At 51.9% G+C, this 24,158-nt stretch carries 18 protein-coding genes, 8 tRNA genes and 5 pseudogenes; 5 read left to right on the top strand and 26 right to left on the bottom strand.

The window, feature by feature from the left end:
- Window positions 1-145: 145 nt before the first annotated feature.
- The 15 genes from PVA01S_RS11200 to ppc form a co-directional block, all read right to left on the bottom strand.
- Window positions 146-580, bottom strand: a complete 435-nt coding sequence (locus PVA01S_RS11200) for an SRPBCC family protein (protein WP_225312755.1) — start codon at window positions 578-580, stop codon at window positions 146-148.
- 178 nt (window positions 581-758) lie between these two features.
- Window positions 759-1,973: an MFS transporter gene (locus PVA01S_RS11195; RefSeq protein WP_127607623.1), complete on the bottom strand. Its 1,215-nt coding sequence runs from the start codon at window positions 1,971-1,973 to the stop codon at window positions 759-761.
- A 5-nt stretch (window positions 1,974-1,978) separates the two neighbouring features.
- Entirely contained in the window at window positions 1,979-2,728 is a 750-nt protein-coding gene (locus tag PVA01S_RS11190; protein WP_127607621.1) for an MBL fold metallo-hydrolase, read from the bottom strand.
- A 1-nt stretch (window position 2,729) separates the two neighbouring features.
- Window positions 2,730-3,896 carry a cysteine desulfurase family protein gene (locus PVA01S_RS11185; RefSeq protein WP_127607620.1) on the bottom strand — a complete coding sequence of 389 codons (1,167 nt, stop codon included), beginning with the start codon at window positions 3,894-3,896 and terminating at the stop codon, window positions 2,730-2,732.
- Window positions 3,866-4,522: a metalloregulator ArsR/SmtB family transcription factor gene (locus tag PVA01S_RS11180; protein ID WP_027093267.1), complete on the bottom strand. Its 657-nt coding sequence runs from the start codon at window positions 4,520-4,522 to the stop codon at window positions 3,866-3,868. The genes PVA01S_RS11185 and PVA01S_RS11180 overlap by 31 nt, the downstream gene beginning before the upstream one ends.
- A 149-nt stretch (window positions 4,523-4,671) precedes the next feature.
- Window positions 4,672-5,277, bottom strand: coding sequence for a class I SAM-dependent methyltransferase (locus PVA01S_RS11175; protein ID WP_062494123.1), 606 nt, complete (start codon window positions 5,275-5,277; stop codon window positions 4,672-4,674).
- Window positions 5,278-5,411: 134 nt separating this feature from the next.
- Window positions 5,412-6,623 (bottom strand): chromate transporter, encoded by a 1,212-nt coding sequence (locus PVA01S_RS11170; RefSeq protein WP_127607618.1) that lies wholly within the window; start codon window positions 6,621-6,623, stop codon window positions 5,412-5,414.
- 842 nt (window positions 6,624-7,465) lie between these two features.
- Window positions 7,466-7,870: a helix-turn-helix domain-containing protein gene (locus PVA01S_RS11165; protein ID WP_051318252.1), complete on the bottom strand. Its 405-nt coding sequence runs from the start codon at window positions 7,868-7,870 to the stop codon at window positions 7,466-7,468.
- 153 nt (window positions 7,871-8,023) lie between these two features.
- The gene (glmS, locus tag PVA01S_RS11160) at window positions 8,024-9,853 is read right to left on the bottom strand and encodes a glutamine--fructose-6-phosphate transaminase (isomerizing) (protein WP_054800318.1); all 1,830 of its coding nucleotides are present in this window, start codon (window positions 9,851-9,853) and stop codon (window positions 8,024-8,026) included.
- A gap of 660 nt (window positions 9,854-10,513) precedes the next feature.
- Window positions 10,514-11,854 (bottom strand): phosphoglucosamine mutase, encoded by a 1,341-nt coding sequence (gene glmM, locus PVA01S_RS11155; protein WP_127607616.1) that lies wholly within the window; start codon window positions 11,852-11,854, stop codon window positions 10,514-10,516.
- Window positions 11,855-11,995: 141 nt separating this feature from the next.
- Window positions 11,996-13,264 carry a CdaR family protein gene (locus PVA01S_RS11150; protein WP_127607614.1) on the bottom strand — a complete coding sequence of 423 codons (1,269 nt, stop codon included), beginning with the start codon at window positions 13,262-13,264 and terminating at the stop codon, window positions 11,996-11,998.
- The gene (gene cdaA, locus PVA01S_RS11145; RefSeq protein WP_127607612.1) at window positions 13,264-14,082 is read right to left on the bottom strand and encodes a diadenylate cyclase CdaA; all 819 of its coding nucleotides are present in this window, start codon (window positions 14,080-14,082) and stop codon (window positions 13,264-13,266) included. Before cdaA ends, PVA01S_RS11150 begins: the two co-directional genes overlap by 1 nt.
- Before the next feature lie 134 nt (window positions 14,083-14,216).
- On the bottom strand, window positions 14,217-14,828 hold the full coding sequence (locus PVA01S_RS11140; protein ID WP_054798261.1) for a zf-HC2 domain-containing protein: 612 nt from the start codon (window positions 14,826-14,828) through the stop codon (window positions 14,217-14,219).
- Window positions 14,829-14,908: 80 nt separating this feature from the next.
- Complete coding sequence (gene sigW / locus PVA01S_RS11135; RefSeq protein ID WP_155615828.1) at window positions 14,909-15,466, bottom strand: RNA polymerase sigma factor SigW; 558 nt, start codon at window positions 15,464-15,466, stop codon at window positions 14,909-14,911.
- Window positions 15,467-15,931: 465 nt separating this feature from the next.
- Window positions 15,932-18,724 carry a phosphoenolpyruvate carboxylase gene (ppc, locus tag PVA01S_RS11130; protein WP_127607608.1) on the bottom strand — a complete coding sequence of 931 codons (2,793 nt, stop codon included), beginning with the start codon at window positions 18,722-18,724 and terminating at the stop codon, window positions 15,932-15,934.
- 264 nt (window positions 18,725-18,988) lie between these two features.
- Between ppc and PVA01S_RS27225 the strand changes: the two are divergent.
- From PVA01S_RS27225 to PVA01S_RS11120, 3 genes and pseudogenes are all read left to right on the top strand, one after another.
- Window positions 18,989-19,368: pseudogene (locus PVA01S_RS27225) on the top strand (alpha amylase N-terminal ig-like domain-containing protein).
- Window positions 19,356-19,544: pseudogene (locus PVA01S_RS27220) on the top strand (alpha-amylase family glycosyl hydrolase); the annotation flags it as partial. The pseudogenes PVA01S_RS27225 and PVA01S_RS27220, both read left to right, overlap by 13 nt.
- 106 nt (window positions 19,545-19,650) lie before the next feature.
- Window positions 19,651-19,944: a hypothetical protein gene (locus tag PVA01S_RS11120; RefSeq protein WP_127607606.1), complete on the top strand. Its 294-nt coding sequence runs from the start codon at window positions 19,651-19,653 to the stop codon at window positions 19,942-19,944.
- On the opposite strand, the gene PVA01S_RS11115 is transcribed toward PVA01S_RS11120, so the two are convergent.
- From PVA01S_RS11115 to PVA01S_RS27215, 3 genes and pseudogenes are all read right to left on the bottom strand, one after another.
- Window positions 19,913-21,100, bottom strand: coding sequence for an acyl-CoA dehydrogenase family protein (locus PVA01S_RS11115; protein ID WP_127607604.1), 1,188 nt, complete (start codon window positions 21,098-21,100; stop codon window positions 19,913-19,915). The two genes, PVA01S_RS11120 and PVA01S_RS11115, sit on opposite strands and share 32 nt — an antisense overlap.
- A pseudogene (locus PVA01S_RS11110) lies at window positions 21,097-21,534 on the bottom strand (ATP-binding cassette domain-containing protein); the annotation flags it as partial. The gene PVA01S_RS11115 and the pseudogene PVA01S_RS11110, both read right to left, overlap by 4 nt.
- A gap of 32 nt (window positions 21,535-21,566) precedes the next feature.
- A pseudogene (locus tag PVA01S_RS27215) lies at window positions 21,567-22,259 on the bottom strand (FAD-dependent oxidoreductase); the annotation flags it as partial.
- A gap of 131 nt (window positions 22,260-22,390) precedes the next feature.
- On the opposite strand from PVA01S_RS27215, the gene PVA01S_RS11100 reads away from it, so the two are divergent.
- Both PVA01S_RS11100 and PVA01S_RS27210 read left to right on the top strand, forming a co-directional pair.
- On the top strand, window positions 22,391-22,774 hold the full coding sequence (locus PVA01S_RS11100; protein ID WP_127607598.1) for a winged helix-turn-helix transcriptional regulator: 384 nt from the start codon (window positions 22,391-22,393) through the stop codon (window positions 22,772-22,774).
- 50 nt (window positions 22,775-22,824) lie between these two features.
- Window positions 22,825-23,328: pseudogene (locus tag PVA01S_RS27210) on the top strand (glutamine amidotransferase-related protein); the annotation flags it as partial.
- A gap of 103 nt (window positions 23,329-23,431) precedes the next feature.
- Here PVA01S_RS27210 and PVA01S_RS11095 read toward each other — a convergent pair.
- From PVA01S_RS11095 to PVA01S_RS11060, 8 genes are all read right to left on the bottom strand, one after another.
- Window positions 23,432-23,505 (bottom strand) — tRNA-Gly (locus tag PVA01S_RS11095).
- A 28-nt stretch (window positions 23,506-23,533) separates the two neighbouring features.
- A tRNA-Pro gene (locus PVA01S_RS11090) sits at window positions 23,534-23,610 on the bottom strand.
- 25 nt (window positions 23,611-23,635) lie between these two features.
- Window positions 23,636-23,712 (bottom strand) — tRNA-Arg (locus tag PVA01S_RS11085).
- A 20-nt stretch (window positions 23,713-23,732) separates the two neighbouring features.
- Window positions 23,733-23,807: transfer RNA gene (locus PVA01S_RS11080), tRNA-Gly, on the bottom strand.
- Window positions 23,808-23,814: 7 nt separating this feature from the next.
- Window positions 23,815-23,897 (bottom strand) — tRNA-Leu (locus PVA01S_RS11075).
- A 14-nt stretch (window positions 23,898-23,911) separates the two neighbouring features.
- Window positions 23,912-23,987 (bottom strand) — tRNA-Lys (locus PVA01S_RS11070).
- 5 nt (window positions 23,988-23,992) lie between these two features.
- Window positions 23,993-24,067: transfer RNA gene (locus tag PVA01S_RS11065), tRNA-Gln, on the bottom strand.
- 13 nt (window positions 24,068-24,080) lie between these two features.
- Window positions 24,081-24,156: transfer RNA gene (locus PVA01S_RS11060), tRNA-Thr, on the bottom strand.
- Window positions 24,157-24,158 lie beyond the last annotated feature (2 nt).

The following is a 24,158-nucleotide window of genomic DNA, read 5'->3' as shown; positions in this document are numbered from 1 at the left end:
GACTTTATCGATATGGTTAAAAAAATGCACGGAGGATGAAACCATGCCAAATGATTAGCTGAGAGATCGTCTATTTTTTCAACTGAAAGCATCTCACTGAAAAGTCGCTGATTTGTTGCATAATGCAACAAATCAGCGACTTTTTCTAACAAGCGGTCTGACCCCCGGATACGCCGACATAAAGAACATCTCCGTTTGTATCCGACTCAAGTTTTGACTTTAAGCTCGATAACACGTCATCCCAAGCATGGATATGCCATTGTTTTGCTGCAGACCAACCTTCGGAATCTTTCCAACCGTTATGCTTTAACGAAACCTTTGTATTCTTCCCGTGTGCAGTGAATGTTACTTCAACGACCGTTAGCTCGTTAGGCTGATTCATGAGTTCGGCGAATTGATCCGGATCTTTCAAATCAAAAACCAAGACCTTCGGTATTTCAATCTTCAAAACCTTGCAACCTTTTGTGCTCATCGTATCTTTGTCAGCAGGGTTAAAATAAACCTCGTATTTGCCTCCAACTCTCGGCTCAATCTCAGCAGCATGTGTAAACCATTGCGCTACCCGTCCGATTCGGTCCATGTTCTCCAGACCGAATCAATATCTGATTGAATCACTACTTCTTTCTGAATGGACATGACTCTCTTCCTCTCTTTCTAAGCGTTTTTACCATTTTATTCTGATAAAAGATTTTCCCGAAATCATTCCGGATTTTGCTGACTCACCGGGTGTGTAGTCCACGCAGTAAAGGTAAAGAAGCCTATTTTTTCAAAGACTCTTTCATCCTGTAAAACGACACAACGCCCGCAGCCAAGGGCAAAAGGGATAGAATCGCTATGGCAGCCTTAGAATCAATCATATCTGAAACGAAGCCGGCAAACAGCGCTCCAAACGCATATCCGCTGTCTCTCCAGAAGCGATAGACTCCCATCGCCGATGCTCTCCAGGAAGGATCGGCCACGTCGCTAACCGTTGCCTGGAGAGTCGGATAAACCATCGCGGTTCCAAGTCCAATAACGATAGCGTCTAATAACCATGCGGTATAGCTGTGCGAAAAAGCAAAAGATAACAGGCCAAGCCCTTGCAAAGTCATTCCCGCAACGATCAGAGGTTTTCTTCCCCATATGTCGCTCAGGGCGCCGGTAAGCAGTTGAAAGGTTCCCCACGATATCGGGTATGCGGCAACGATAACCCCTATCTCGCCGACCGTTAACCCTTTATCCAGCAAGAATAATGGAAATAGCCCCCATGCCACCCCGTCTTTGAAATTGGTAGCCAGCCCGGAGATGCTGCAACTCGAAAGCGTTCGCTCTTTCCAAGTCACCAACTTCATGATGATTGTCGATGAATACTCGGATTGAGCAGATTTTGTCACGTTTTGAAGCGTCAAATGTTTTTCCGTAGCATTCACGGTTAACGAAAGCAGAAATCCGACCAACGCAAACCCGAGTCCCCATAAAAACGGCTCCGGGCGCAAAGATGAAACGGATGCGATGTACCCCGTCATGGCAGCGGCAGCCGAGAGACCTAAATAGCCGGCTGCTTCATTCAGACCGATCGCAAATCCCCGCTCATTGCTTTTCACCAGGTCGATCTTCATGTTCACCGTCATGGACCAAGTCAAAGCTTGATTGATTCCCAGAAATAGATTGGCAACAATAATAACCCACCATTCATGCGCCGCAATGACCAGCAGGGGCACGATGAAACCGAAGCCCCAGCCCGCCAGCAATACTTTTTTGCGACCGAATTGCTCCGCCAACCTGCCTGCAAAGTAGTTCACGATCGCTTTTGAGAACCCGAACGATACGATAAATGACAATGCTGCGCTAGTAGAAGCAAGTCCAAACTCTTGCTCGCCAATGAGCGGCAAAATGGTTCGTTCCATTCCCACCATGGAACCGACGAACAAATTGGTGAATACAAGCATGAAAAAGTTGAATGCGTTGTTGCGAATGCCTTGTCGAGGAGTCATTTCGGTCATGGCTTATTCGTTTGAAAACCGGAGTTATATGCTCGAATCTCCTGGTATCCTGCGGGAGGTTCGGGAATATTTTCGGTCATGAAGGCAACAAATGCTTCTCTCTCCTTCAGACGCAACGCTTTATTGGATTTCTTCTCAAATCCGATGGTGGAAGAAGGTTTGCCGCTCAAGCTCCTGCCGCATACCGAACCGGAATACGCTCCGGGATACACTTCGAGTTCATCCGGCAGAACCAGAATCTTTTGAAACAAGCTTTCGTACAGCTGCATTGCGCCCGCCTTGACGTCACTCGCCAGTTCCGTCCGACCCACATCTCCAACCATGAGAGTGTGCCCCGTTACGATAAACCAAGGATCGTCGCCGCGCGCCCGATCCGTTACGACAAGACTGAAATGCTCTGGGGTATGACCGGGCGTATGAAGAATTCGAATCACGGTGTTCCCGGCAACGATTTCGTCCCCGTCCTCGACGGATTGAAACGGAAAAGCGGTTGCCGCTGATTGATGCATGACATAAGCTGCGCCTGTCTTTTTCGCCAACTCTCGCGCGCCCGAAATATGATCGGCGTGAAGATGAGTATCGATCACATAACGAATGTCCATGCCAAGACGCTTGGACTCTTCGATATAGAAATCCACGGCTTCCTCGACCGGATCCACGACAACCCCTTGCGACCGGCTGCCGCACCCAAAGAAATAGGAAATGGCCACCACCGGATCGTGATGCAAGTATTGACGAAATAACATTTCAAACGCCTCCTTTTGTGATGCAAGGTATCCGTTCTTTGATCAACGATAAGGCTTCTTTAACCGTCTCTTCTGTCGTATTTCTCCCCAGACTGAATCGTACCGCTCCTCTTCCCTTCTCTTCAGGAACTTTCATTGCCGATAAAACCGGGGATAACGACGTGCTGCCTGTGTGGCAAGCGGAACCCGTCGTGGCCGCGATCTCGGGCAATCGCCGAAGTATTTCCTGCCCGCTGTAACCATGAAAATTGATATTGAACGTATTCGGCAATCGATGAACGGGATGCCCGTTCAATGATATCGCGTCTTGAAAGTGATTTTTCAATTCATTCCAGAAATATTGACCGAGTGCTTTGAGATGTTCGGCAGATAAATCCTGAGCGGCCAACTCTGCTGCTTTGCCAAGCCCGGCAATATACGGAACGTTCTCGGTTCCGGCCCGCCTCCCCGATTCATGCCCGGCACCATGGATAAGCGACTCAAGAACAACACCGCTGCGGATATATAACGCTCCGATCCCCTTGGGTGCATAGAACTTATGACCCGCGACGGATAACAAGTCAACCCCGAGCTCATGTACATTAACCGGTATCTTTCCGACGGATTGGGCAGCGTCCGAATGCAAATAAATTCCGTGCTTTCGGGCGATTCGGGAAATTTCCGATATGGGCTGGATCGTTCCCACTTCGTTATTGGCATGCATGATCGAGATGAGAATGGTTTGATCGGTGATCGCCTTTTCGACATCCTCAGGAGAGACGAGACCGAATTCATCAACCTCGAGATAGGTAACTTGCGCACCTACTCTTTCAAGAAAACGACAAGCCTCCAGAACGGAAGGATGTTCAATTTTTGTTGCAATGATATGATTTCCTCGTCTTTGACGGCCAAAGAATACGCCTTTCAGCGCCTGATTATTCGCTTCGCTGGCTCCGCTTGTGAACACGATTTCTTCCGGATTGCAACCCAAAAGAAGCGCAACACTCTCCCGCGATTGATGGATGGTCTCCTGAAGCGAATGGGATGCCCAATGATTTGCAGAAGGGTTGCCGAACCGGTCAACCAGAAACGACTGGATTTCCTTCGCTACTTCTGGAGCAATGGGAGTGCTTGCGTTGTAATCCAGATAAATTCGGTTTAGTGAAGGCTTCCCGTGTGTTTTTTCCATTCATGCACCCCCTCTTCCAATCGGTAAGCGAGGAAACCTTTGTTACGCAGCTCCAAGACGGCTTGTGCCGAGTACACACAGTATGGCCCGCGACAGTAGATTACAATTTCAAGATCGCTCGGCAGTTCATTCATATGTTCAGCCAGCTCATCAATCGGAATGGAAATAGCGCCAGGAATATGATCATATTCGTACTCTTCGGAAGGCCGGACATCAACGAGAATGATTTCCCCCTGTTTATGTTTGGCCAATGCTTCTTCCAGAGAAATCGTATGAAAACCGCCGTGTGGGGGCATAAATTCTTCTTTTATCTTTTGAATGTCTGCAAGCTGCTGTTCCCCTGTTTTCCACATAGACAGCAATAGTTCGTTTACTGCCGTGTTCGCCAACTCATAATACACATAAGTTCCCCTCTTCTTGGACGTCACCAAGCGGGCTTCGGAAAGAACCTGAAGATGTTGGGAGACGTTGGCGATGGTCATATCCGTCTGCTGGGCAAGCTTTTCGACGGACTTGGCCCCCTGTGACAGCAGGTTGAGAAGTTCAAGGCGTCTCTCGCTGGATAAGCATTTTCCGATCCGCGCGAATTGTTTATAAATCGCATCTTTGAAAGGTCTTCCGTTCATGTTGTCCATCTAAAACCACCCAATATTCAAGTATTCACTTGAATACTAAAACAAATTCATTGCCCTGTCAATACATAGAAATTGCCGATTGCCAGGGTCAATAAAAAAAGCTTTCATCCCGTATGCATGGGACAAAAGCCGGTTTGGATCTATTTATTCGGGGCAGCCCACACCAGGTATACAGCTCCCAACATATGCCGCTCTACTTTCTTTATGTTCAGGTTCGTATTCTTAAGAATCTGCAAGATGTCTCGTTTAAGATGGCATCCGACCATTTTCTTGAACAACGGATCCACCATCTTTTGAATCCGGCCGACGAACCGATATGAGCTGATTCCATGTTCCATTAATAAAATCTGTCCGCCCGGCTTGCACCACTTTTGAATATTACTTAATACTCGATGTGGATCTTCATACCCGCAAAACGTCAATGTGGATACGATGGTATCAAACAAATCGTCCGGAAAGGAAAGCGATTCAACATCGGAAAGAGTGAATTCCGCTTGAATACCGCTTTCAGCAGCTGCTTCTTTTGCTCTGCTCATCATTTCCTTACTAAAATCGACTGCCGTCACTTCAACGTCCTTAGGGTAAAAATGAAAGTTGGCTCCCGCTCCTACACCAACTTCCAGAACACGTCCCTTTGCGCAACGGATCAATTTTTCACGCCACTTTTTTTCCGATTGCTTCCTTCTTCTCATTTCGTATATTTTTGCTTGTTTGTCAAACTTTCGAATTAATTTCTCAGTGCTCATGTCATACACCCTCTTAAGATTCAGGCTTTGAACATCCTTAACAGGAGATCCGCGTGAAGCAGTGGCGGTTTAGTCGTATTCTGAACTTATTGCATCTCAATTCCCTGAATCATGGCAATGTATGCGATCCATTTTCAAATCAGTCCGAGCAGCGTTCCGCCTATCGCACCTATGATAACAACAACCCAAGGCGGTATCTTCCAAAAGACGAGCATCAAGAACAGAGTCGAAACCAAGGCAAAATCAGCAGGAGCCAGAATAGCCGTCGTCCACAGCGGGTTATATAATGCAGCTAACAAGATGCCGACGACCGCTGCATTAATCCCGATCAGCGCCCCCTGTACTTTAGGGCTTTTTCGCAAGGAATTCCAGAAGGGTAGCGCGCCTATGATCAACAGAAAAGCAGGCAGAAAGATGGCCGCTGTAGCGATCATAGCTCCTTTCACTCCGTTTATCATCGCACCTAAATAACCGGCAAAGGTGAATAACGGTCCAGGCACCGCTTGCGCCGCACCGTAACCGGCTAGAAAGTCTGCCTCGCTGATCCACCCTGTCGGTACGACTTCCCGTTCAAGCAGCGGAAGAACAACGTGACCTCCGCCAAATACAAGAGAACCTGCCCTATAAAAGCTGTCGAACAAGGACAGCCAGTCCGCAACACCAAATTGTCGAAGCAGAGGCAAAGCGATCAGGAGTCCAAAGAAAAGAGACAAGCAGATGACGGCAAAGCTGCGACTGATAGGAACTGACAGGTTCGGTGCTTCAGGTATTGCCGTTTTTCTGTATAACATAAGTCCAGCTATGCCCGCGACAACAATAAGCAGGAACTGGCTGAAAGCTGTCTGCCACAAGAGGGTGGCGGACGCTGCAATAATGGCGATTGTCGCTCTATTTCGGTCAGGGGTCAGTTTTTGTCCCATGCCAAGAACGGCTTGAGCGACAATGGCTACGGCGACGATCTTAAGGCCATGGATCCATCCTGCGCTTTCAATATCAAATCCCTGCAAAAGAAAGGCGAACAGAACCAGCGCGATGACAGATGGCAGCGTAAAGCCGAGCCAAGCAGTCAGCCCGCCAAGCAAACCGGCGCGAATGACACCAATCCCGATTCCGACTTGACTGCTGGCAGGACCGGGAAGAAACTGACAAAGCGCGACCAGATCCGCATAACTCCGTTCGTCCATCCATTTGCGGCGGCGTATGTATTCGTCATGAAAATAACCGAGATGAGCGATCGGTCCTCCGAATGAAGTGAGACCGAGTTTCGTGGATACGGCTAATACTTCCAGAAGGGCCCGAGGTTTGCTTTTGGGCTCATTCTGGACAGCGACATCATTCTTTTCCACGTTCTGTCATTCCTCCTTGTCAGTTCAGAAGAATACAACACCTAAATGACAGGGTCAGCTTGACTGGTGTTTTGATGCGATTTATGATCGAACCATCAGCCTCGTATATCTCGTAAAAATCAGGTGCGTATATCTTTTTCCGCGCATAACCTTTAAGTGCCTGGTTCGTATATCTTGGCTGAAAAAATCCAAGTTATGCGAGGACAAAGCGACAAAAGCGAAGTGGGGAATCAGCGAAATCCCTTATGGGACAAGGGTTTCAAGCATTTCTGAGGGAATAAAAAATGGCTCGCATAATGCGGCGTTACGCTGTCGAGGGCTTCTTCGCGTTTACCGACGGAAAGTCTGTATGCCCTGGCAACCATCTTAAATCCACTACGATCTATACAGAGTCCTTTTATCAAGACATCTTTGAATCCGCTCCGTTCTATGCAAAGTCTTCCAAACATCTTCGAAACCACTTTGTTTTATACAGACTCCTTCAAGCTAGTGAAGACTTCCTCGAACTCGCGCCGGCTAGTGTTATCATGTACTGATTCACTTAAAACAAATATACCACTACCAACAATAAATGGTAATGGCATATATTCGATCTTTCGTCCTTCCCCCAATTGCATATAACCGCTAATTCATCAACGTCACAGATTCTATTATTCTTTACCTTACAAAGGATTCCTTTTTTTGTCACTAAACTGCCCGCTAGTTCAAAAAGGACGCTCCCGCTCCTTCGCTTGGGCTACGTCCTCCTCATTATAATAAAAGTACATATGCGGGGAGCATGTATTGCTTTAATAAGAGACTTATCTTAAGCTAAGCGAAAATCCTTTATTTTCATTAAATAACTATATTGATCTTAAATTTATTTTTACTCGTATAAACTCAATTATTTCGTTCTTGTCATAATCATCAAGTTTTCTAAAAACTTCAATCAGCCTTTTCTCGAACTGATCTTCATATGTCGTCCCATCTTCTGCAGCGACACCAGTTAATAACCAGTTTATGTTCACATTATATTGTGTTCGAATAGATATTAATGTTTCCGCAGACGGATTACTATTTCCCATTTCAATTTCACTCAGGTTTCCTTGAGAAATGCCTATACTTTTTGCAAACTGAATTTGGTTTAAATTGTTCTCTTTGCGGATACATTTGATTCTATAGCCAATGTCACTCAACAATTTCACCACCAATCGTAAAATCCCGTATACATTTATTTCTACACAAATTAAAAGGGAGCCACGAATCATTCCCCGGGCTCCCTTCTAGATGCTGAATCATCTTGCATATCGGTTCATGACATCTTTTTTTGGTTCACAACATCTTTTACTGGTTCACGACATCTTTTACTGGTTCACGACATCTTTATCACTGGACAACAGGGGCTGTGCCCCCTCTTCTCTTTACTCTACCGTTACACTCTTCGCCAAGTTACGCGGTTTATCCACATCATGGCCCAGCGCCAAGGACGCATAGTAGCTAAGCAGCTGCAGCGGCACAACAGTCAGCGCCGGTGCAAGCAGCGGGTGCGTTTGCGGAATCGCGAATACTTCGTCAACGGCTTTCGCCAGCTCGGTATCGCCTTCCATGTGGATGCCAAACACTTGAGCGCCGCGCGCTTTCACTTCCTTGATGTTGCTCACCGTTTTCTCAAACAGCGCGTCTTGCGTCGCTAAGGCGATAACCGGGATGCCTTCCTCGATCAGTGCGAGCGTACCGTGCTTCAATTCGCCGGCGGCATAAGCCTCCGAGTGAATGTATGAAATCTCTTTCAGCTTCAACGAGCCTTCCAACGCTACCGCATAATCGAGGCCGCGGCCGATGAAGAACAAGCTGTGATGCGTCGAAATCTGCTCGGCTACTTCCTTGATCGCCTCGGATTGCTCCAGGATGCGCTCAACCTTCTCCGGAAGCTCCTGCAGTCCGCGGAGCACTTCCTCGATATAAGTCGCTTCTGCTGTTCCGAGCGTTTGAGCCAAGTATAGGCCGAACAAATAGAACCCGATCAATTGGGACGTATAAGCCTTGGTAGAAGCTACGGCGATCTCCGGACCGGCCCACGTAACAATCACATCGTCCGCCTCGCGCGCGACGGAGCTGCCCACTACGTTCGTGATGGCGACAACCCGAGCGCCGCAGCGCTTCGCTTCACGAAGGGCTGCCAGTGTATCGGCCGTCTCACCGGACTGACTTACAACGATCACAAGCGTTTCCGGCGTAATGATCGGGGAGCGGTAGCGATACTCCGAAGCAACATCGGTTTCTACCGGAATGCGCGCCAAGTGTTCAATGACGGACTTCCCAACCAAGCCTGCATGATACGCCGTGCCGCAAGCTACAATGTGCACTTGACGAATCGAACGAATTTGTTCCGGGGTCATCCCAATCTCCGGGAGTACAACCTTCGATGCGGCCGCATCGATCCGGGCTCCCATCGTATCGCGGTACGCCTTAGGCTGCTCGTAAATTTCTTTCAACATAAAGTGATCAAAACCGGCCTTTTCCGCCGTAACAATATCCCAATCGACATGAAATAATTCCCGGGAAATAAAATTGCCTTCCAACGTCATCAACGTAACGTCGTCTTTTGTCAGAAGAGCCATTTCCCCGTCGTTTAGAATATACACGTTGCGCGTGTATTCGAGGATGGCCGGGATGTCGGAACCGATGAAGTTCTCGCCTTCGCCCACACCGATAATCAACGGGCTGGACAAACGAACAGCGACCAATTTATCCGGCTCGTATTCGGTCAGCACGCCCAGTGCAAAAGCGCCTCTCATGCGCGTTACGGCCTTTTGCACCGCTTTAACGATATCGCCTTCGTACAAGCTCGCGATCAGGTGGGAAATAACCTCTGTGTCCGTTTCCGATACGAACACATGGCCTTTTGCCGTCAGTTCTTCTTTCAATTGCATATAATTTTCAATAATGCCGTTGTGTACGACCGAGAACTTGGACGAATTGTCCGTATGCGGATGCGAGTTCACATCCGACGGTTTGCCGTGCGTCGCCCAGCGGGTATGCCCGATGCCGATGTTGCCTTCGAGCGGCGCTTCATCGAGCTTCGATTCCAAATTGGCCAAGCGCCCCTTGGATTTCTTGATTTGCAGTCCGTCCTTCGTATAAACCGCCACACCAGCGGAGTCGTAACCGCGATATTCCAGTTTTTTCAAACCGTCAATCAATATATTCTGGGAATTCCGTTTACCTACATAACCAACAATACCGCACATATGTCGTGATCCTCCTAATTTAGAAAAGCTCTATCGCCTTTCTTCGAAAGATGCACATACGTTTCCCACGGAAGCTTCAACTTCGTGCAGAAATAAAGCTTCATCCGCGCCCTTACAGCGCACAATATTCAGTTTTCAGCACGATCCAAAAAGCTTCCCGGCTCGGCTCTCTCGAAGATGGCGTCCCATGGAAAGAAGCTTTTCTTTCGTTTTCGATTTGTCGTTGATCCCGCCGAACATTTGTCTGTCCGGTCACCCGGACGATTTGTAGTTCGACTTACGGTTCGGATCGCACACCGGAAGGTCCCCGCCGAATGTTTCGAACACCTTCACCTCGTCAACTGGCCGAATTCATCTGTCTTCCACCCGCTCCGCGTTGTCTGGGAAATAAGAGAAGTCCTCCTGACGGATGACTTAAGACCGATTCACAGGCAAGCTGAAAGCTGCTTCATTCCGCTCCAGTTCTGGCGCTTTATAGGGTTCCTGCCTCTGCCCACCTTTCTGTTTAGAATAAGACATAATCACATCTTATTCATTTTGACCGTAAAGTGCAACAAGTAATTTTCATTATGTTTTCAAAACACCGTCGCTTATGCAAAAATCCCCGGATGCCTGCATGAATCAGCCCCGGGGACCTCATGTTCGCTTGTTTGCCCTGCGTTATACCAGTTCGCGCTCGATCACGTCGGCAATTTGCTGTACGTACGCCTCGACCAGCTCTTTGTCCGGCCCTTCGGCCATGACGCGAATTAACGATTCCGTACCGGAAGGCCTGACGAGCACGCGGCCGTTGTCGCCAAGCTGCTCTTCCACTTTGGCGATCTCCGCTGCTACAGCGGCATTGTCCTTGAGCTTGCTCTTGTCGCCGACACGCACGTTCACGAGCTTCTGCGGATATTTACGCATAATCTGTTTCAGCTCGCTGAGCGGTTTGCCTGCTTGCACGAGCGTGTCCACCAGCTGAAGCGCCGTTAGAATGCCGTCTCCGGTCGTGTTATAGTCGAGGAAAATGACGTGACCCGACTGCTCGCCGCCAAGATTGTACCCGCCTTTACGCATTTCCTCCATGACGTAGCGGTCGCCGACGGCCGTCTTCGCCGCTTTCATGCCAACCGCTTCAATTCCTTTAAAAAAGCCGATGTTGCTCATCACCGTGGTGACGATGGTTTGCTCCTTCAGCTTACCGGCTTGGTTCAACGCATGCCCGCAAATGCTAAGGATGAAGTCGCCGTCAACCTCGTCGCCCTTCTCGTCAATGGCGATTAAGCGATCGGCATCGCCGTCAAAGGCAAGCCCGATATGCGCCTTCTGCTCCACGACGATGCGCTGCAGCGCTTCCGGATGCGTCGATCCGCAGTTATCGTTGATGTTGCGTCCGTTCGGCTGCGCCCCTACCGTGATGACTTCCGCGCCCAGTGCCTCGAACACTTTCGGCGCCAGCTCGTAAGCCGCGCCGTGTGCGCAATCGAGCGCCACACGAATGCCTTGGAAGGATGAACGAACCGTGGATTGGATATACTCCAAATAAGCAAACTTCGCTTCCGGATTGTCGGTCACCGTACCGATATCGCCTCCGGTTGGACGAGGAAGCTCGTCGAGCTCGGCATCCATCAGACGCTCGATTTCCAGCTCCGTCTCGTCAGACAGCTTGAAGCCGTCCGCGCCGAAAAACTTAATCCCGTTGTCTTCAACCGGGTTATGGCTGGCGGAGATCATCACACCTGCATCAGCCTTCAAAGCCCGCGTCAAATAAGCTACGCCCGGAGTCGAAATAACGCCTAAGCGGATCACATTCGCCCCGATGGACAGCAATCCCGCTACGAGCGAGGCCTCCAGCATAGGACCCGAAATACGCGTATCCAAGCCAATGACCACATTCGGCTTCTCCACTTGACCGGCCAGTACATACCCGCCGCAGCGGCCAATCTTGTAGGCAAGCTCCGGCGTCAGTTCCTGATTCGCTACGCCGCGCACGCCGTCCGTTCCAAAATATTTCCCCATTTGTTGTCCTCTCCCCCAAGCCAATACCTACTGTCAATACACTATTCTCATTATCTCTGATTCGTTACGGAGGGTCAAATTTCGACGCCGAGCCAGAATCATCCAAGCTCCTGTCGAAGCCCGTTGTTACTGGGTCGGCGACTACGGCGCGGCAGGTGTCGCCGCAGCCGGATTGACCGCTTCTGCTTTCGCACTGATTTCGACCGTTGCCTTGAAGTCCTGCGTCGGCCCCTTCTTCACGAAGGTCGGCAAGTTCCAAGTGACCGATACTTCATGCTTGCCCGGCGGCAAGTTGCTCACATCGAGAATGGCCTGCACATCCTGGGGCTTCAGCTTCTCGATGATCGAGGGCGCGCCTTCCACCGTCAAGTTGAGCTGACCTGACTCCGGCAGCACGACCTTCGTATTGAAGCCGTCATTCTGCCCGACGAACGATAACGGTATGGCCTCCAACGTTTTCGTCACCGACGGCACAATGCTCACATTGACTGTTACTTTATCCGGATCCAGCTGCTTCACGTCATTGCGCAGCGGAATCGTCAGCGTGAATTCCTCGTCCGCTTTCAAGTTCGTCAAGTCCACCTGCGGTCCTTCGTAAAACTCCATCCGATCCAGCACATTCTGCGCCCCGTAAACCGTTACCTTGTCGGTGCTTTGCCGTACCGAGGCTACACCAAACCCGCGCGGGGGCTCGCCGACCAGCTTGATCTGCAGCGGCACCAGCGTGAACGGACTCGTAATCGGCACTTCGACGTCCACGACTGCGGGACTGATCGTCGCCGTTTCGATGACATTGCCGTCTTTATCGAACGCCTGCAGCGTGGCATGTTTCGTTACGGCCGATGTCGCCTTCTCCACGTTCACATCAGCGCGAACCGAGTCCACTTTGTCATAGATGCGGCTCGGCACGGATACCGTCACCTGCTTCGGCTTCACAACCGGCTGCCCCGCTTTCAGGCCAACGCCCGGGATCCCCGTGACGTTAATCGTAACCGGCATCGATTTGTTCCCCTTCTCATCGATCACGACTCTCACCGTAGCCGGGATTACTTTCACCGTCACATTCGACGGAAAGCCGACCGGTGTCAAGGGCAGCACATGCTCCCCTTTCCCCACCTTCGTCAGATCAAGCTCGACGGAGAAATTGCCGGTATTCATCACTTTCTTCAATACAGACTCACGCCCGGATAACGTGACCGTCACTTGGGGCGGATCGATCGATTCGACAAAGAACGTACTGTTGTCGTATTTCGGGGTCACCGAGACGTTCCCGATTTGCTGTTCGACGATCTCGAGACCGGTCGATCCCGTAACCGAGCCCCCGTCCATCCGGACGACCGCCCAGAGCAGAATGCCGATTGCCAGCGCCACAATTTTGATGACATTCGTATTGCGAAGCCACTGATCCATTAGTTTCGCCGCCTCCATTTCCACATGGAGCTTATCGCGCTCTTTTCCTTCGTCTTTGCCTTAGGCTTCAATTCCTCGAACATTTTCGATAACAAGGCATCTTCCTTAATATCCCGCAAAATGTGCCCGTTCATCGTCACCGATACTTGTCCCGTTTCCTCCGAGACGATAATGCACATCGCATCCGATACCTCACCCATCCCGATTGCCGCCCGGTGACGGGTCCCAAGCTCCTTGCTGATGAACGGATTCTCCGACAACGGCAAATAACAGCCGGCCGCCATCAACTGATGCCTGCGTATAATAACCGCACCGTCGTGCAGCGGCGTGTTCGGGATGAAAATGTTAATCAGCAGCTCCGAGCTGATGTGCGATTCGATCGCAATCCCCGACTCGATGTAATCGTTAAGCCCCGTCTCCCGCTCGAACACGATAAGCGCTCCGATTTTCCGCCTCGCCATGTAATCGATCGCTTTCAGCACCTCGTTAATCTTCCGGTTGACGTCCTGGTCTTCTTCCGGCGTCGACCGGCTGAACAGCTTGCCGCGCCCGAGCTGCTCGAGCGCGCGCCGAAGCTCGGGCTGGAAGATGATGATCACGCCGACGAGACCGAACGTGAACATCTGGTTCATCACCCACTGCAGCGTGTTCAATTTGAACCATGAGCTGAACGCCCACGTTACGACAACGACCAGAATCCCTTTCAACAACTGAATGGCCCTTGTTCCCCGTACGACCAGAATCAGTTTGTAGATCACATAACTCACAATTAATATATCAACGATATCTAAAATACGGATGTCCGTAATCCAATCCATCGCGTTAGCCCCCAAACCGTACCGCAGATGTTTGTCTCTCTAAGCGTGCTTCTTTATAATACCATATTTGCAACAAAAAACCCTCCCCTCTCTACAAGAGAACCGGGAGGATTACAGGAATGGGGTCGCATCATCTATTTAACGTCCGAGACTTGCGCAAGCCAGGCGTTCATTTTGTACCAAGCCCAACTGAATACTTCGTCGATTTGTTTGATCTGCCCGGAGATGTGTGCGGTGGAAGCATAATTCACCGAACCGTCGATCACAACCACATTGCCTTTCACATCGCCGTCCACTTGCAATTTCCCGTTCTCCACTGTCAAATCGCCGGCCACTATACTGCCTGCCGGTACGTAAACCGTGTCCCCTTTGATGACAACCGATTGCAGATCCGGTCCTTTCACCGCCAGCACTTGATCGTCATTCCACGTCGATAGGAAGGACGAAAGCATCACCATGGCGAAGACCGCGGCAACCGACGCCGCCGGATGCTTGCGAATAAAGCGGTATAACGCATTGTGTCGTTTGACCGGGGGCAGCGCCCGCATAATCTTCTCGGTCAAATCGTCAGGTACGCTGGGCGGGGTCCAGGCGTGGACCAGCGCTTCCATCTTTTCGTACTCCTGCAGACGCGCCCGGCAATCCGCACATCCAAGCAAATGCTCCTTCAACTGCGAGGACTGAGCAGCGCTCAAGCCTCCGTCCAAGTATTCGTGCAACAAAGGGAGGGCTTCCTTGCAATCCATCTTGAGCCACTCCTTTCTTCTGTGTCCCTAATCCGTCGTGTAATACCATACGCAGCAGCAACGAAGTCGTTTCAAAAAAACTAAATCAGCGTTTCCAATTTTTTTCGCAAGTATTCCCGGCCCCGATGCAGTCTTGTCTTAATCGTCGTAACCGGCATCGACAGTGCCTCGCTGATCTCCTGTAGCGACAAATCCTGCAAGTACCGCAGCACGACGACCGCCTTATATTTCTCCGGCAGCGTATCGATCGAATCGCGAATTTGCGCCTGCGTCTCCGATAGCTCCACATGCTGGTCCGGCGTTTGATCGTTGCTCGCCAGCGTGGAATACCAGTCGTTGCCTTCTCCGTCGTTCATCTCTGCATCCAGCGAGTAAGTGATCTTCCTCTTGCGGAGCCTGTCAATGCACAGATTGGTGCCGATCCGGTAAATCCAGGTGGAGAACTTCTGCTGATCGTCATACCGCTCTAAATTTGTATACACGCGCAAAAACGTCTCCTGCACGATTTCCTCCGCTTCATGGCGGTTGTGCAGCATCCGGTATGCGAGATGATAAATTTTATCTTTATACAGCTCCACCAATTCGGCGAAAGCCGCTCGATCCCCGCCTCGGGCGAGCTTGGCGAGCCGGGTGTCCATATGATTCACCGATCTACCTCCACTCCGAACGTTGCCTCGTCTGAGCTCCAGGTCCGTTCAGATTGTTCAGGACGACGCCGTTCTTTCCGCGTTCACTATTCCTGTCAATATGCACAGCATACCAAACCACTATACCCCCTGTACAGTCTGCTGCCAAAGAAAATACACCGACACGGCCGCAGCTGCCGCCGCCGCGGGCCTGTTCACCAAAAGCCACACTTCCGACATAATCATCAATACGGCGGTCAGGTAGCTAAGTTTCAGCCGGCGACGGATAACGATCGCGCCTATCGCACCGTCATCCAAATACATGGAAATAGCAGCACGTCGCCGTCGACGCATCAAGCTTCGTCAAAGCGGTCTATACTATATGGTACACAGCATAGAAAGGCCGGGTGGCATGATGGAATCAAGCTCCCGGCCCTGTCGTATGTTATTTCAAAATGAAGGGAGATCCTCCGTCGATCAACCCGTATTCCGCAAGCCGGCCGCAATGCCGTTAATAGTCAGCAGCACCTCGCGCAGTAGAAGCGGATCGTCTTCGCCGCCGTCCTCGCGCGTTGCGCGAAGCTCCGACAACAAGTCGACCTGCATGTAAGAGAGCGGGTCTACATAAGGATTACGAAGGCGAATCGACTCTTGGATAACCGGCACGTTATCGAGAATTTCCTGTTGTCCGGTAATTTGCAGGATCAAATCGGAGGTCCGCCGGTACTCCTCCTCGATCAGCTCATATATACGCTTCGCGACCTGCTGGTCCTTGATCATGCTGCCGTATTCCTTGGCAATCAACAGGTCCGCTTTCGCTAAAGCCATCTGCAAGTTGTCGATTAAGCCGCGGAAGAACGACCAGTTGTTATACATATCCTGCATGGTAGCCAAGTGTTCCGGCTTTTCCTGATAGTAGCTGTATAATCCGGTGCCGGCCGCATACCAGGCTGGCAGCAAATAACGGCACTGCGTCCATGCGAACACCCATGGGATCGCGCGTAAGTCTTCGAAACGATCGCTGTTCTTCCGTTTCGAAGGACGGGAACCGATGTTCAGCTCGCCGATCTCCGGCAGCGGCGTCGATTCCTTGAAGAAAGACATGAAATCCGCATCGCGGAAAATCAAATCCTGATACTTCTGCTGCGCCTTCTCCGAGATCCCCCGCATAATGGATTCATACCGCTCCTCCGAAGCGTCTTGCTGCGGATTGCGGGCCCACAGCGCGCTCGTAATGAGCGCCGAGGTTGCCTGCTCCAAGCTGCGGTAGGCGATGCCTTTAATCGAATAACGGGACGAGAGCACTTCGCCCTGCTCCGTAATTTTGATCCCGCCGCCGACCGTGTCCGCCGGCTGGGCCAGGATGCTGCGGTTCAGCGGCATGCCGCCGCGACCGAGCGCTCCCCCGCGGCCGTGGAAGAACTTCAGCTTCACGTCGTATTTCTTCGCTGCGGCCGTGATGCTGCGGAGCGCTACGCGCAGCTCCCAGTTAGCGGTAATAACGCCGCCGTCCTTATTGCTGTCGGAATAGCCGAGCATAATTTCCTGCAGGTTGTTCCTGCTTGCCAGGCTTTTACGATACGCCGGAATTTGATACAGCGTGGACATAATGTCCGGCGCGGCATGCAGGTCGTCGATCGTCTCGAATAACGGTACGGACTGCAGCGTGCAGGTGACGGACCCGTCCGCTTCGTGCAGGTACAATCCCGCTTCTTTGGCGAACACCAGAACTTCAAGCAAATCGCTCGAGCCTTGGGTCATACTGATCAAGTAGCTGGAAATGCAAGCACGGCCGAATTCGGCTTGCGCCTTCTGAATGACGCGGTACACGTCCAGACACTCTTGCGTCGACTCGCTGTATTTGATATACGGCGATGTAATCGGCCGCGGCTCGTTCAACAGCGCTGTCAGCAGCTCGATCTTTTCCTGCTCCGACAGCGCGGCATAGTTCGGACAGATGCTCATGCCGGCTAAAATTTCCGTCATCGCCGACTCGTGCTCCTTGCTGTGCTGGCGCACGTCAAGAGTGGCCAGATGGAAGCCGAACAGCTCCACTTGGCGAATCAGTTTCTGTACATATGCATCGGCGATGAAATCTGCATAGTGATTGCGCAAGCTGCGCTCAATCACTTGCAAATCGGCCATGAATTGATCCGGATTCGTATATTTTTTCTTGTCCGCTATATTGGGGTTTCCGCTGTTGCGAATTTTCTCGATCATGAACCGCACCTTGATGCGGTAAGGCTCTTTCTCATTGCGCCAGCCTTCGTCGTTCGACAAATCTACCGTTTTACGGTCCTGCTCGATCGAGTCGAGAAGCTCGCCGGTCACTTCGACGATATTTTTGCTGAAGCTCATATGGGCCATCAGCTTTCGCAGCTCTTCCTCATATTTCTCGAGCGCCAGCTTGCGGTGCATGGTTAGGGTTTGCCACGTAATATCCGACGTCACGGAAGGATTGCCGTCCCGATCTCCGCCGATCCAGGAACCGAACTTGAGGAAGGTCGGCACGTGCCACGATTCCTCCGGATAATATTTCAACAGGCAGCGCTCCAACTCCTGATACACCTGCGGGAGCACGTCGAACAACGTCTCGTCAAAATAATAAAGTCCGTTGTTCACCTCGTCAATGACGGTCGGTTTGCGATCGCGCAATTCATCGGTCTGCCAGAGGGTGATGACTTCACCGAGCAACTGCTCGCGAAGCTGCTCCCGTTCACGGAATGTGAGATTCGGATTATCGAGCTCCTCCACGTCTTTGGCGATGCGTTGGTGAATGTCGAGCACGGCCCGTCTCGTCGCCTCCGTCGGATGCGCAGTCATCACCAGCTCGAGCGAAATGCCGGAGATCATCTCTTGCACTTCCGGGGCGGAGATGTTCAAGCTTTTCAACTCGCGCACGACGTCCTCGATCGACCCCGGCTGCACATTCTCGCCGGCGGTACGCTCATAATCGCGCTTACGGCGAATGCGGTGATTTTGCTCCGCTATATTGATTAATTGGAAATAAATCGCGAAGGCCCGAATCACCTGGTGGCGAATTTCCGGAGCCAGTCCGCTCACCGTTTCCTTTAATTCCTTGTACATTTCCGGCGTGTATTGGGCACGCAGAGCTTTACTCATCTCTCTGATTTTCTCTACGATGGTAAACAGCGTATTACCGCCCTGATGCACAAGCACCTCGCCCAAAATATGCCCCAAAAACCTTACGTCTCGGCGCAGCAAATTGTTGGACGTGTTTTTGTTGATAATTGCAGTTGAGTCCGACATGGTTTTCCTCCATCCTAAACAAGCAAGTCATAACCTCTATTTTAACACAACCCTGGACAAGCATGTAGTCCATTTATGCGCTAAAGCGAAAAAAACATCTTATTCCGATTCGGATTACCCGCACTCCCAAATTATTCGTTCTCCAATGATGACTTTGGAATGCTTACGGTCTTCAAGTTGCTTGGATAGGGTTACTTTCATGTTTTACCCATTCTCCCTGTTTATAACCACCGATCTTCGGTTTCATAAGTCCGTAGTGATTTCATATACGATGAACGCAGGGGGCTGCTATGCTGCGGGAATGTCTGTATCACGCGACTCGCAATAATTTGGGGTTATGCGTATGACGAGGAAACCGTCCATCTCCGGCTGCGGACGAAGCGCGGCGATGTCGAGGAAGCAGTGCTTATCGCGGGGGACAAGTCGAGTGGGATTTGACTTACATCGAGCAGAACATGACGCTCATCGCTTCGGATGCACGGTTCGATTACTGGGAAACCGCAGTAAAGCCCGCTTTTAAACGATTTTCCTACGGGTATCGGGTAAGTGCGGCCGATGAAACGGCATGGCTCGTGGAAACGGGTGTTCATGGTGAGCTGCCTGTCCCGTCTGGAGGCTATTATGACTTTCCGTGCCTAAATTAAACACGGTTCACCCGGAGGTCAAAGACTACTTGCTGGAAGGCGCTGATTATTGGATTCGCGAGGTCGGCATCGACGGCTGGCGTCTTGCTGTGGCCAACGAGGTTGACCACCGGTTTTGGCGGGAATTTCGCATGAGGGTCAAGGATGCAAAGCCGGACGCGTTCATTGTCGGAGAAGAGCCTGAATATTATAGCACCTAAGTATTTTATGCCAATTATAATTTGGTATATTAACTTTCCATTTTCGGCAGCATGGAGGCAAACGTATCAGGAGTGGCCTCTAATGAAGCTGAGTGAAGCAAGCAAAAGAAAGGGGATTTCGCAATCAAAGCTTGGTCGTGAGATCCATGTTTCCTTGAAGCACTACCCAAACATTGAACATGGGATGCCTAATCCGACCGCCGCCTGCGGCTGGAGCGGCCAACGACCGGCTCCAAGGGCTCCTGTGGGTCCAGTCGGCCGTCGTGCTCGCGACGCCGATTATCGTCGGGATGTCTTCCTATACTGGATGTCGCTCGCGATGAATATAGCCGGCTTCCCGCAGGTCATCGCCATTCCGTTTCTTCCGCTTCCCTAACGGCCCGTTTCCCGAGCTGGACAATCACCAAGTCCTCCATCGGAGGGTTGTGAAGGCCGAACCTTACGTCGCGGTATAAACGCTGCAGCGGATGAGATTGTGCAAGCCCGTGAGCGCCGACGATCCGCATCGCCTTGTCAACGACGGACTGCGCCGTCTGCAACGCGAACGCTTTGACCGCTGCCAGCTCCGGAATAAGCGTAGACGCCTCCGGTCTTCCCCGCAGCTCGTCCCAACGGGCGGCTATCGCGTATAAATAATGACGGCTCACGGATAGCTCCAAGTCAATCTGGCCCAACTGCTGCTCGACATTCGGCGCGTATAGAATAGCGTGCGGCAGCGAGTTCGGTTGATAGGCCTTGGCGAACTTCAGCGCTTCCTTGCGAGCGGCCAGCGCGATCCCCAAGTAACAAGCCGGGATGTGCAGCAGATACGGACTGGGAGACTGATGGTAAGCTTTCTTCGCTGTATAGACCAGCGCATCCTCCGGAACGGTCACATCTTCCAGGACGAGATCATGACTGGCAGTGCCCCGCATCCCGACCATCCGCCAAGTCGGATCGATCGACAGCCCAGCCGTTTCGCGCGGTACGAGGAATTCCGTCTCCGAATCGTCCAGCACAGCCGTTACGATAAAATAGTCGAGCACCGGCGACAGCATCGTAAACGTCTTGCGGCCGTTCAACCGGTAAGCGCCGTCTGGCAGACGCTCCGCCGTCGTACGAGGCTTGCCACCCCGTGCCGGACTGCCTGAATCCGCTTCGGTAGCAGCCCGGTTGACGAGCGCTCCGCGCTCGACCACGTCGCGGCACAGAGCGGCGTAGACTTCATCGTTCCAGGGGCGCTTCTCGTTGAGATCGAATATGACTCCAAGATGCCAGCCCATGCCCAGCGCGATCGCCGCATCGCCTTGTGCCAAGCGCTCCTGCAGAAGCACGAACTCGTACAAGGAGATATCGAGTCCGCCCCATTCGGAAGGAACAGTGTAAGCCGGGAAACCAGCCTTGCGCAGCGCATCGATGTGCGGGTAAGCGAAGCTGTTGCTCTCATCAGCTGCCTGGACCCCTTCGATGAACGTATCGGCCAGTTCGCCGATCAGCGAGAACCGCTCCTCTTGCTCCGACGTTCGTATAAACATCCGTTCTAGTCCACTCATATGACGTCAGCTCCAGTCGATTCGGTTGTGATTCTCATGATGCGATCCAACACCTTTTTCTCTAATTGGCTGAACACCGGATCCGCGGTCGTCCTTGGACGGGGCAGCGGATTCGCCAGATCCAGCGCGACCGCTCCGTCTTCGATCAGACTGATGCGATCCGCGAGCTTGATCGCCTCCGTCACGTCATGCGTGACGAGCAGCGTCGTGAACCGCTGCTCCTGCCACAGCCGCTCGATCAAGTGCTGCATATCCAGTCGGGTTCGCGCATCAAGCGCGCCCAGAGGTTCGTCGAGCAGCAGCAGCCGGGGGTTGCGGATAAGCGCACGGGCGAGGTCCACCCGCTGCTTCTGGCCGCCCGACAGAACGGAGGGCCACTCCTCGTCGCGGCCTTCCAGACAGACTTGTCGGAGCCGCGCTTCCGCCCGCTTCCGTACTGTTCGCGGGGAGCTTCGAACCAACCGACCGCTTTGCGAATCGGCGTTACTGCCTCCAGTTGCGGAAGCAGTCTGCCGATCCAGGCTCCTCCGCTTGCCAATACCCGCTTGGCGTAATAATCTCCGCCCGTCGTCCGGATGACATAGCCATCCGGCGTCGCTTCAATCGACAGCGCCTCTGTATAGGGGAGCAGCCTCGCGCCATGCCGAAGTGCCAGCTCGCGGTAGACGCGAAGGATGCGCTCGCTGTGCAGTACGCCGGCATTCGGCTCATAGAGAGCTTCCATCGAATCGGGAACGAACAGACCTGGCCACTCTTCTCTTGCTTCTGCCGCGGTCAGCCGCCGGTGCGCGATGCCGAATTCGATGCAGCTCTCAAGCTTGCTTCGGATGAAGCGGGAGCTGATCGGACCGATACTGACGACTCCCGTACATTCGAACAACGGCCCCGAACTGAAATCCTGCTCCGTACGCAGGCTTGCATAGTCCTGCTCCAATTCATGCCAGAGAGCGTTAGCCCGCAGAGCCAGACGGACGTACGCGGCGCCCATCGTATAAGCCGCCCGGAATATCCGGGTTCCGCCATGGTGGCTGCCGAGGGTATGAGGCGGGTCGCCTGAGTCGATCATCAGAACGCGCGCACCCGCCTTGGCTGCGTAATATCCTGCGCTCATGCCGAACGATCCGGCCCCCGCCACGATCACGTCATAATCGGCATGCATGTTCATTCACCTCCGAGATGCCTCTTTACAGTTCTGATATTTAAAATTATAATTCCTATGTGAACACTTGGAAATAGCGCACTTTCTCGAAACCTGGTTTCCAAATAGATACCGATTCAGGAGGGGACGGCATGAGCTTGCCCAAAAAAACGTTCTTATGCGAAAAGGAATTGACGATATCGGTTATCAGCGGCAAATGGAAGCCAATGATTCTCTGGTACCTGGGTCAACAGGAAACAAGGCGGTTCTGCGAGCTGAAGAAGATGCTTCTGCCCGTCACGCAAAAAATATTAACGAACCAGCTACGGGAGCTGGAGGAAGACCTGCTGATTCACCGCGAAGTGTATCCGGTGTATCCAGCGAAAGTCGAGTATTCTCTCACCGAACACGGCAAATCGATTATCCCTATATTGGAAATGATGAAAAAGTGGGGCGACAACTACAAGCAGTCTGTCGTCGGCTACGAGGTGGAGATCAAGGACCCGAACTGGGAGCAGATTGCCGTGCAATCTTAATCTCCGCCGATCTTGACGCTTTTTTCGCATTTGGATATTTAGGGAGGGTTATTGGCGGCCCGTACAACCAAATTGTCCGGGTGCCGGATCCTTGACCTCGGCGTTCTACAGCGAGCTGCTGCCTTATTCGACGTCGGTGGACAAGCACGCGAGTTTGAACCCAGGGTATCGTCTTCCCCGGCTGTCCATCGAGCGTCAACGGCGAGGACTCGCCGAAGGTCGATCCGGGTGTTTAGAGCTGGGCGTGCCGTTGCTCGATATCTGCTGCGGCATGCAGCTGATGTCGTACCAACTGGACGGTAAGGTCGAGTGTACGGACAAGCGCGGGTACGGAAGAGCGGAAGGCGATTTCAAGCCGCACAGACGGCAGACGTGTATCTTTATTGACCACGGCCTGCTGCGCAATGGTGAAGCGGAAGGCGTCATGGAGACGTCTGTTTATCGGGGAGATCGATATGAAGGTCGTCAAGATCGTGCGCGACCGGTTGCTCGGCAAGCTTGCCGGCGTGTCCGATCCGAAGAACAAGCGCAAAATTACGGGCCACGAGTTCGTCTCCAACGTTTAAAATCCACTGATTTTATCCTCAAAGAAAGTTTGGCTCCCTGGAAAAACAAAAAAAACCTTCATCATACAAAGGTTTTTGGCGCTTAAAAGTATGGAGCGGGTGATGGGAATCGAACCCACGCTACCAGCTTGGAAGGCTGGAGTTCTACCATTGAACTACACCCGCATATTGCTTCAACATTGAAGTTAAAAAATGGTCGGGACGACACGATTTGAACATGCGACCCCCTGGTCCCAAACCAGGTGCTCTACCAAGCTGAGCTACGTCCCGTTGTAATAATCCTATGAATTGAAAATGGCGTGCCCTGAGAGATTCGAACTCCCGACCTTTTGATTCGTAGTCAAACGCTCTATCCGGCTGAGCTAAGGGCACATATACATGAGTGAAAAAAATGGAGCGGAAGACGGGATTCGAACCCGCGACCCTCGCCTTGGCAAGGCGATGCTCTACCCCTGAGCCACTTCCGCAACAATATGGTGCGCGTAGAGGGACTTGAACCCCCACGGTCTCCCGCCAGATCCTAAGTCTGGTGCGTCTGCCAATTCCGCCATACGCGCATGCGTGATCTTAATGGTGAGCCATGTAGGACTCGAACCTACGACACCCTGATTAAAAGTCAGGTGCTCTACCAACTGAGCTAATGGCTCACGCATGGCTGGGGATCTAGGATTCGAACCTAGGCATGACGGAGTCAAAGTCCGTTGCCTTACCGCTTGGCTAATCCCCATTGTGATAAAAGCTGGTGCCGCCGAGAGGACTTGAACCCCCAACCTACTGATTACAAGTCAGTTGCTCTACCAATTGAGCTACAGCGGCAT

The sequence above is a fragment of the Paenibacillus validus NBRC 15382 genome, from assembly GCF_004000985.1.
In the GTDB taxonomy this organism is placed as follows: domain Bacteria; phylum Bacillota; class Bacilli; order Paenibacillales; family NBRC-103111; genus Paenibacillus_G; species Paenibacillus_G validus.
The sequence above is the reverse complement of the archived record's forward strand: the minus strand, read 5'-3'. Positions and strand labels throughout refer to the sequence as shown.

What these genes read in the sequence shown, in the direction of transcription:
- PVA01S_RS11200 (WP_225312755.1), bottom strand. Translation starts at nt 580, where the DNA reads ATGGACCGAATCGGACGGGTAGCGCAATGGTTTACACATGCTGCTGAG.
- PVA01S_RS11195 (WP_127607623.1), bottom strand. Translation starts at nt 1,973, where the DNA reads ATGACTCCTCGACAAGGCATTCGCAACAACGCATTCAACTTTTTCATG.
- PVA01S_RS11190 (WP_127607621.1), bottom strand. Translation starts at nt 2,728, where the DNA reads ATGTTATTTCGTCAATACTTGCATCACGATCCGGTGGTGGCCATTTCC.
- PVA01S_RS11185 (WP_127607620.1), bottom strand. Translation starts at nt 3,896, where the DNA reads ATGGAAAAAACACACGGGAAGCCTTCACTAAACCGAATTTATCTGGAT.
- PVA01S_RS11180 (WP_027093267.1), bottom strand. Translation starts at nt 4,522, where the DNA reads ATGAACGGAAGACCTTTCAAAGATGCGATTTATAAACAATTCGCGCGG.
- PVA01S_RS11175 (WP_062494123.1), bottom strand. Translation starts at nt 5,277, where the DNA reads ATGAGCACTGAGAAATTAATTCGAAAGTTTGACAAACAAGCAAAAATA.
- PVA01S_RS11165 (WP_051318252.1), bottom strand. Translation starts at nt 7,870, where the DNA reads ATGATTCGTGGCTCCCTTTTAATTTGTGTAGAAATAAATGTATACGGG.
- glmS (WP_054800318.1), bottom strand. Translation starts at nt 9,853, where the DNA reads ATGTGCGGTATTGTTGGTTATGTAGGTAAACGGAATTCCCAGAATATA.
- glmM (WP_127607616.1), bottom strand. Translation starts at nt 11,854, where the DNA reads ATGGGGAAATATTTTGGAACGGACGGCGTGCGCGGCGTAGCGAATCAG.
- PVA01S_RS11150 (WP_127607614.1), bottom strand. Translation starts at nt 13,264, where the DNA reads ATGGATCAGTGGCTTCGCAATACGAATGTCATCAAAATTGTGGCGCTG.
- cdaA (WP_127607612.1), bottom strand. Translation starts at nt 14,082, where the DNA reads ATGGATTGGATTACGGACATCCGTATTTTAGATATCGTTGATATATTA.
- PVA01S_RS11140 (WP_054798261.1), bottom strand. Translation starts at nt 14,828, where the DNA reads ATGGATTGCAAGGAAGCCCTCCCTTTGTTGCACGAATACTTGGACGGA.
- sigW (WP_155615828.1), bottom strand. Translation starts at nt 15,466, where the DNA reads ATGGACACCCGGCTCGCCAAGCTCGCCCGAGGCGGGGATCGAGCGGCT.
- ppc (WP_127607608.1), bottom strand. Translation starts at nt 18,724, where the DNA reads ATGTCGGACTCAACTGCAATTATCAACAAAAACACGTCCAACAATTTG.
- PVA01S_RS11120 (WP_127607606.1), top strand. Translation starts at nt 19,651, where the DNA reads ATGAAGCTGAGTGAAGCAAGCAAAAGAAAGGGGATTTCGCAATCAAAG.
- PVA01S_RS11115 (WP_127607604.1), bottom strand. Translation starts at nt 21,100, where the DNA reads ATGAGTGGACTAGAACGGATGTTTATACGAACGTCGGAGCAAGAGGAG.
- PVA01S_RS11100 (WP_127607598.1), top strand. Translation starts at nt 22,391, where the DNA reads ATGAGCTTGCCCAAAAAAACGTTCTTATGCGAAAAGGAATTGACGATA.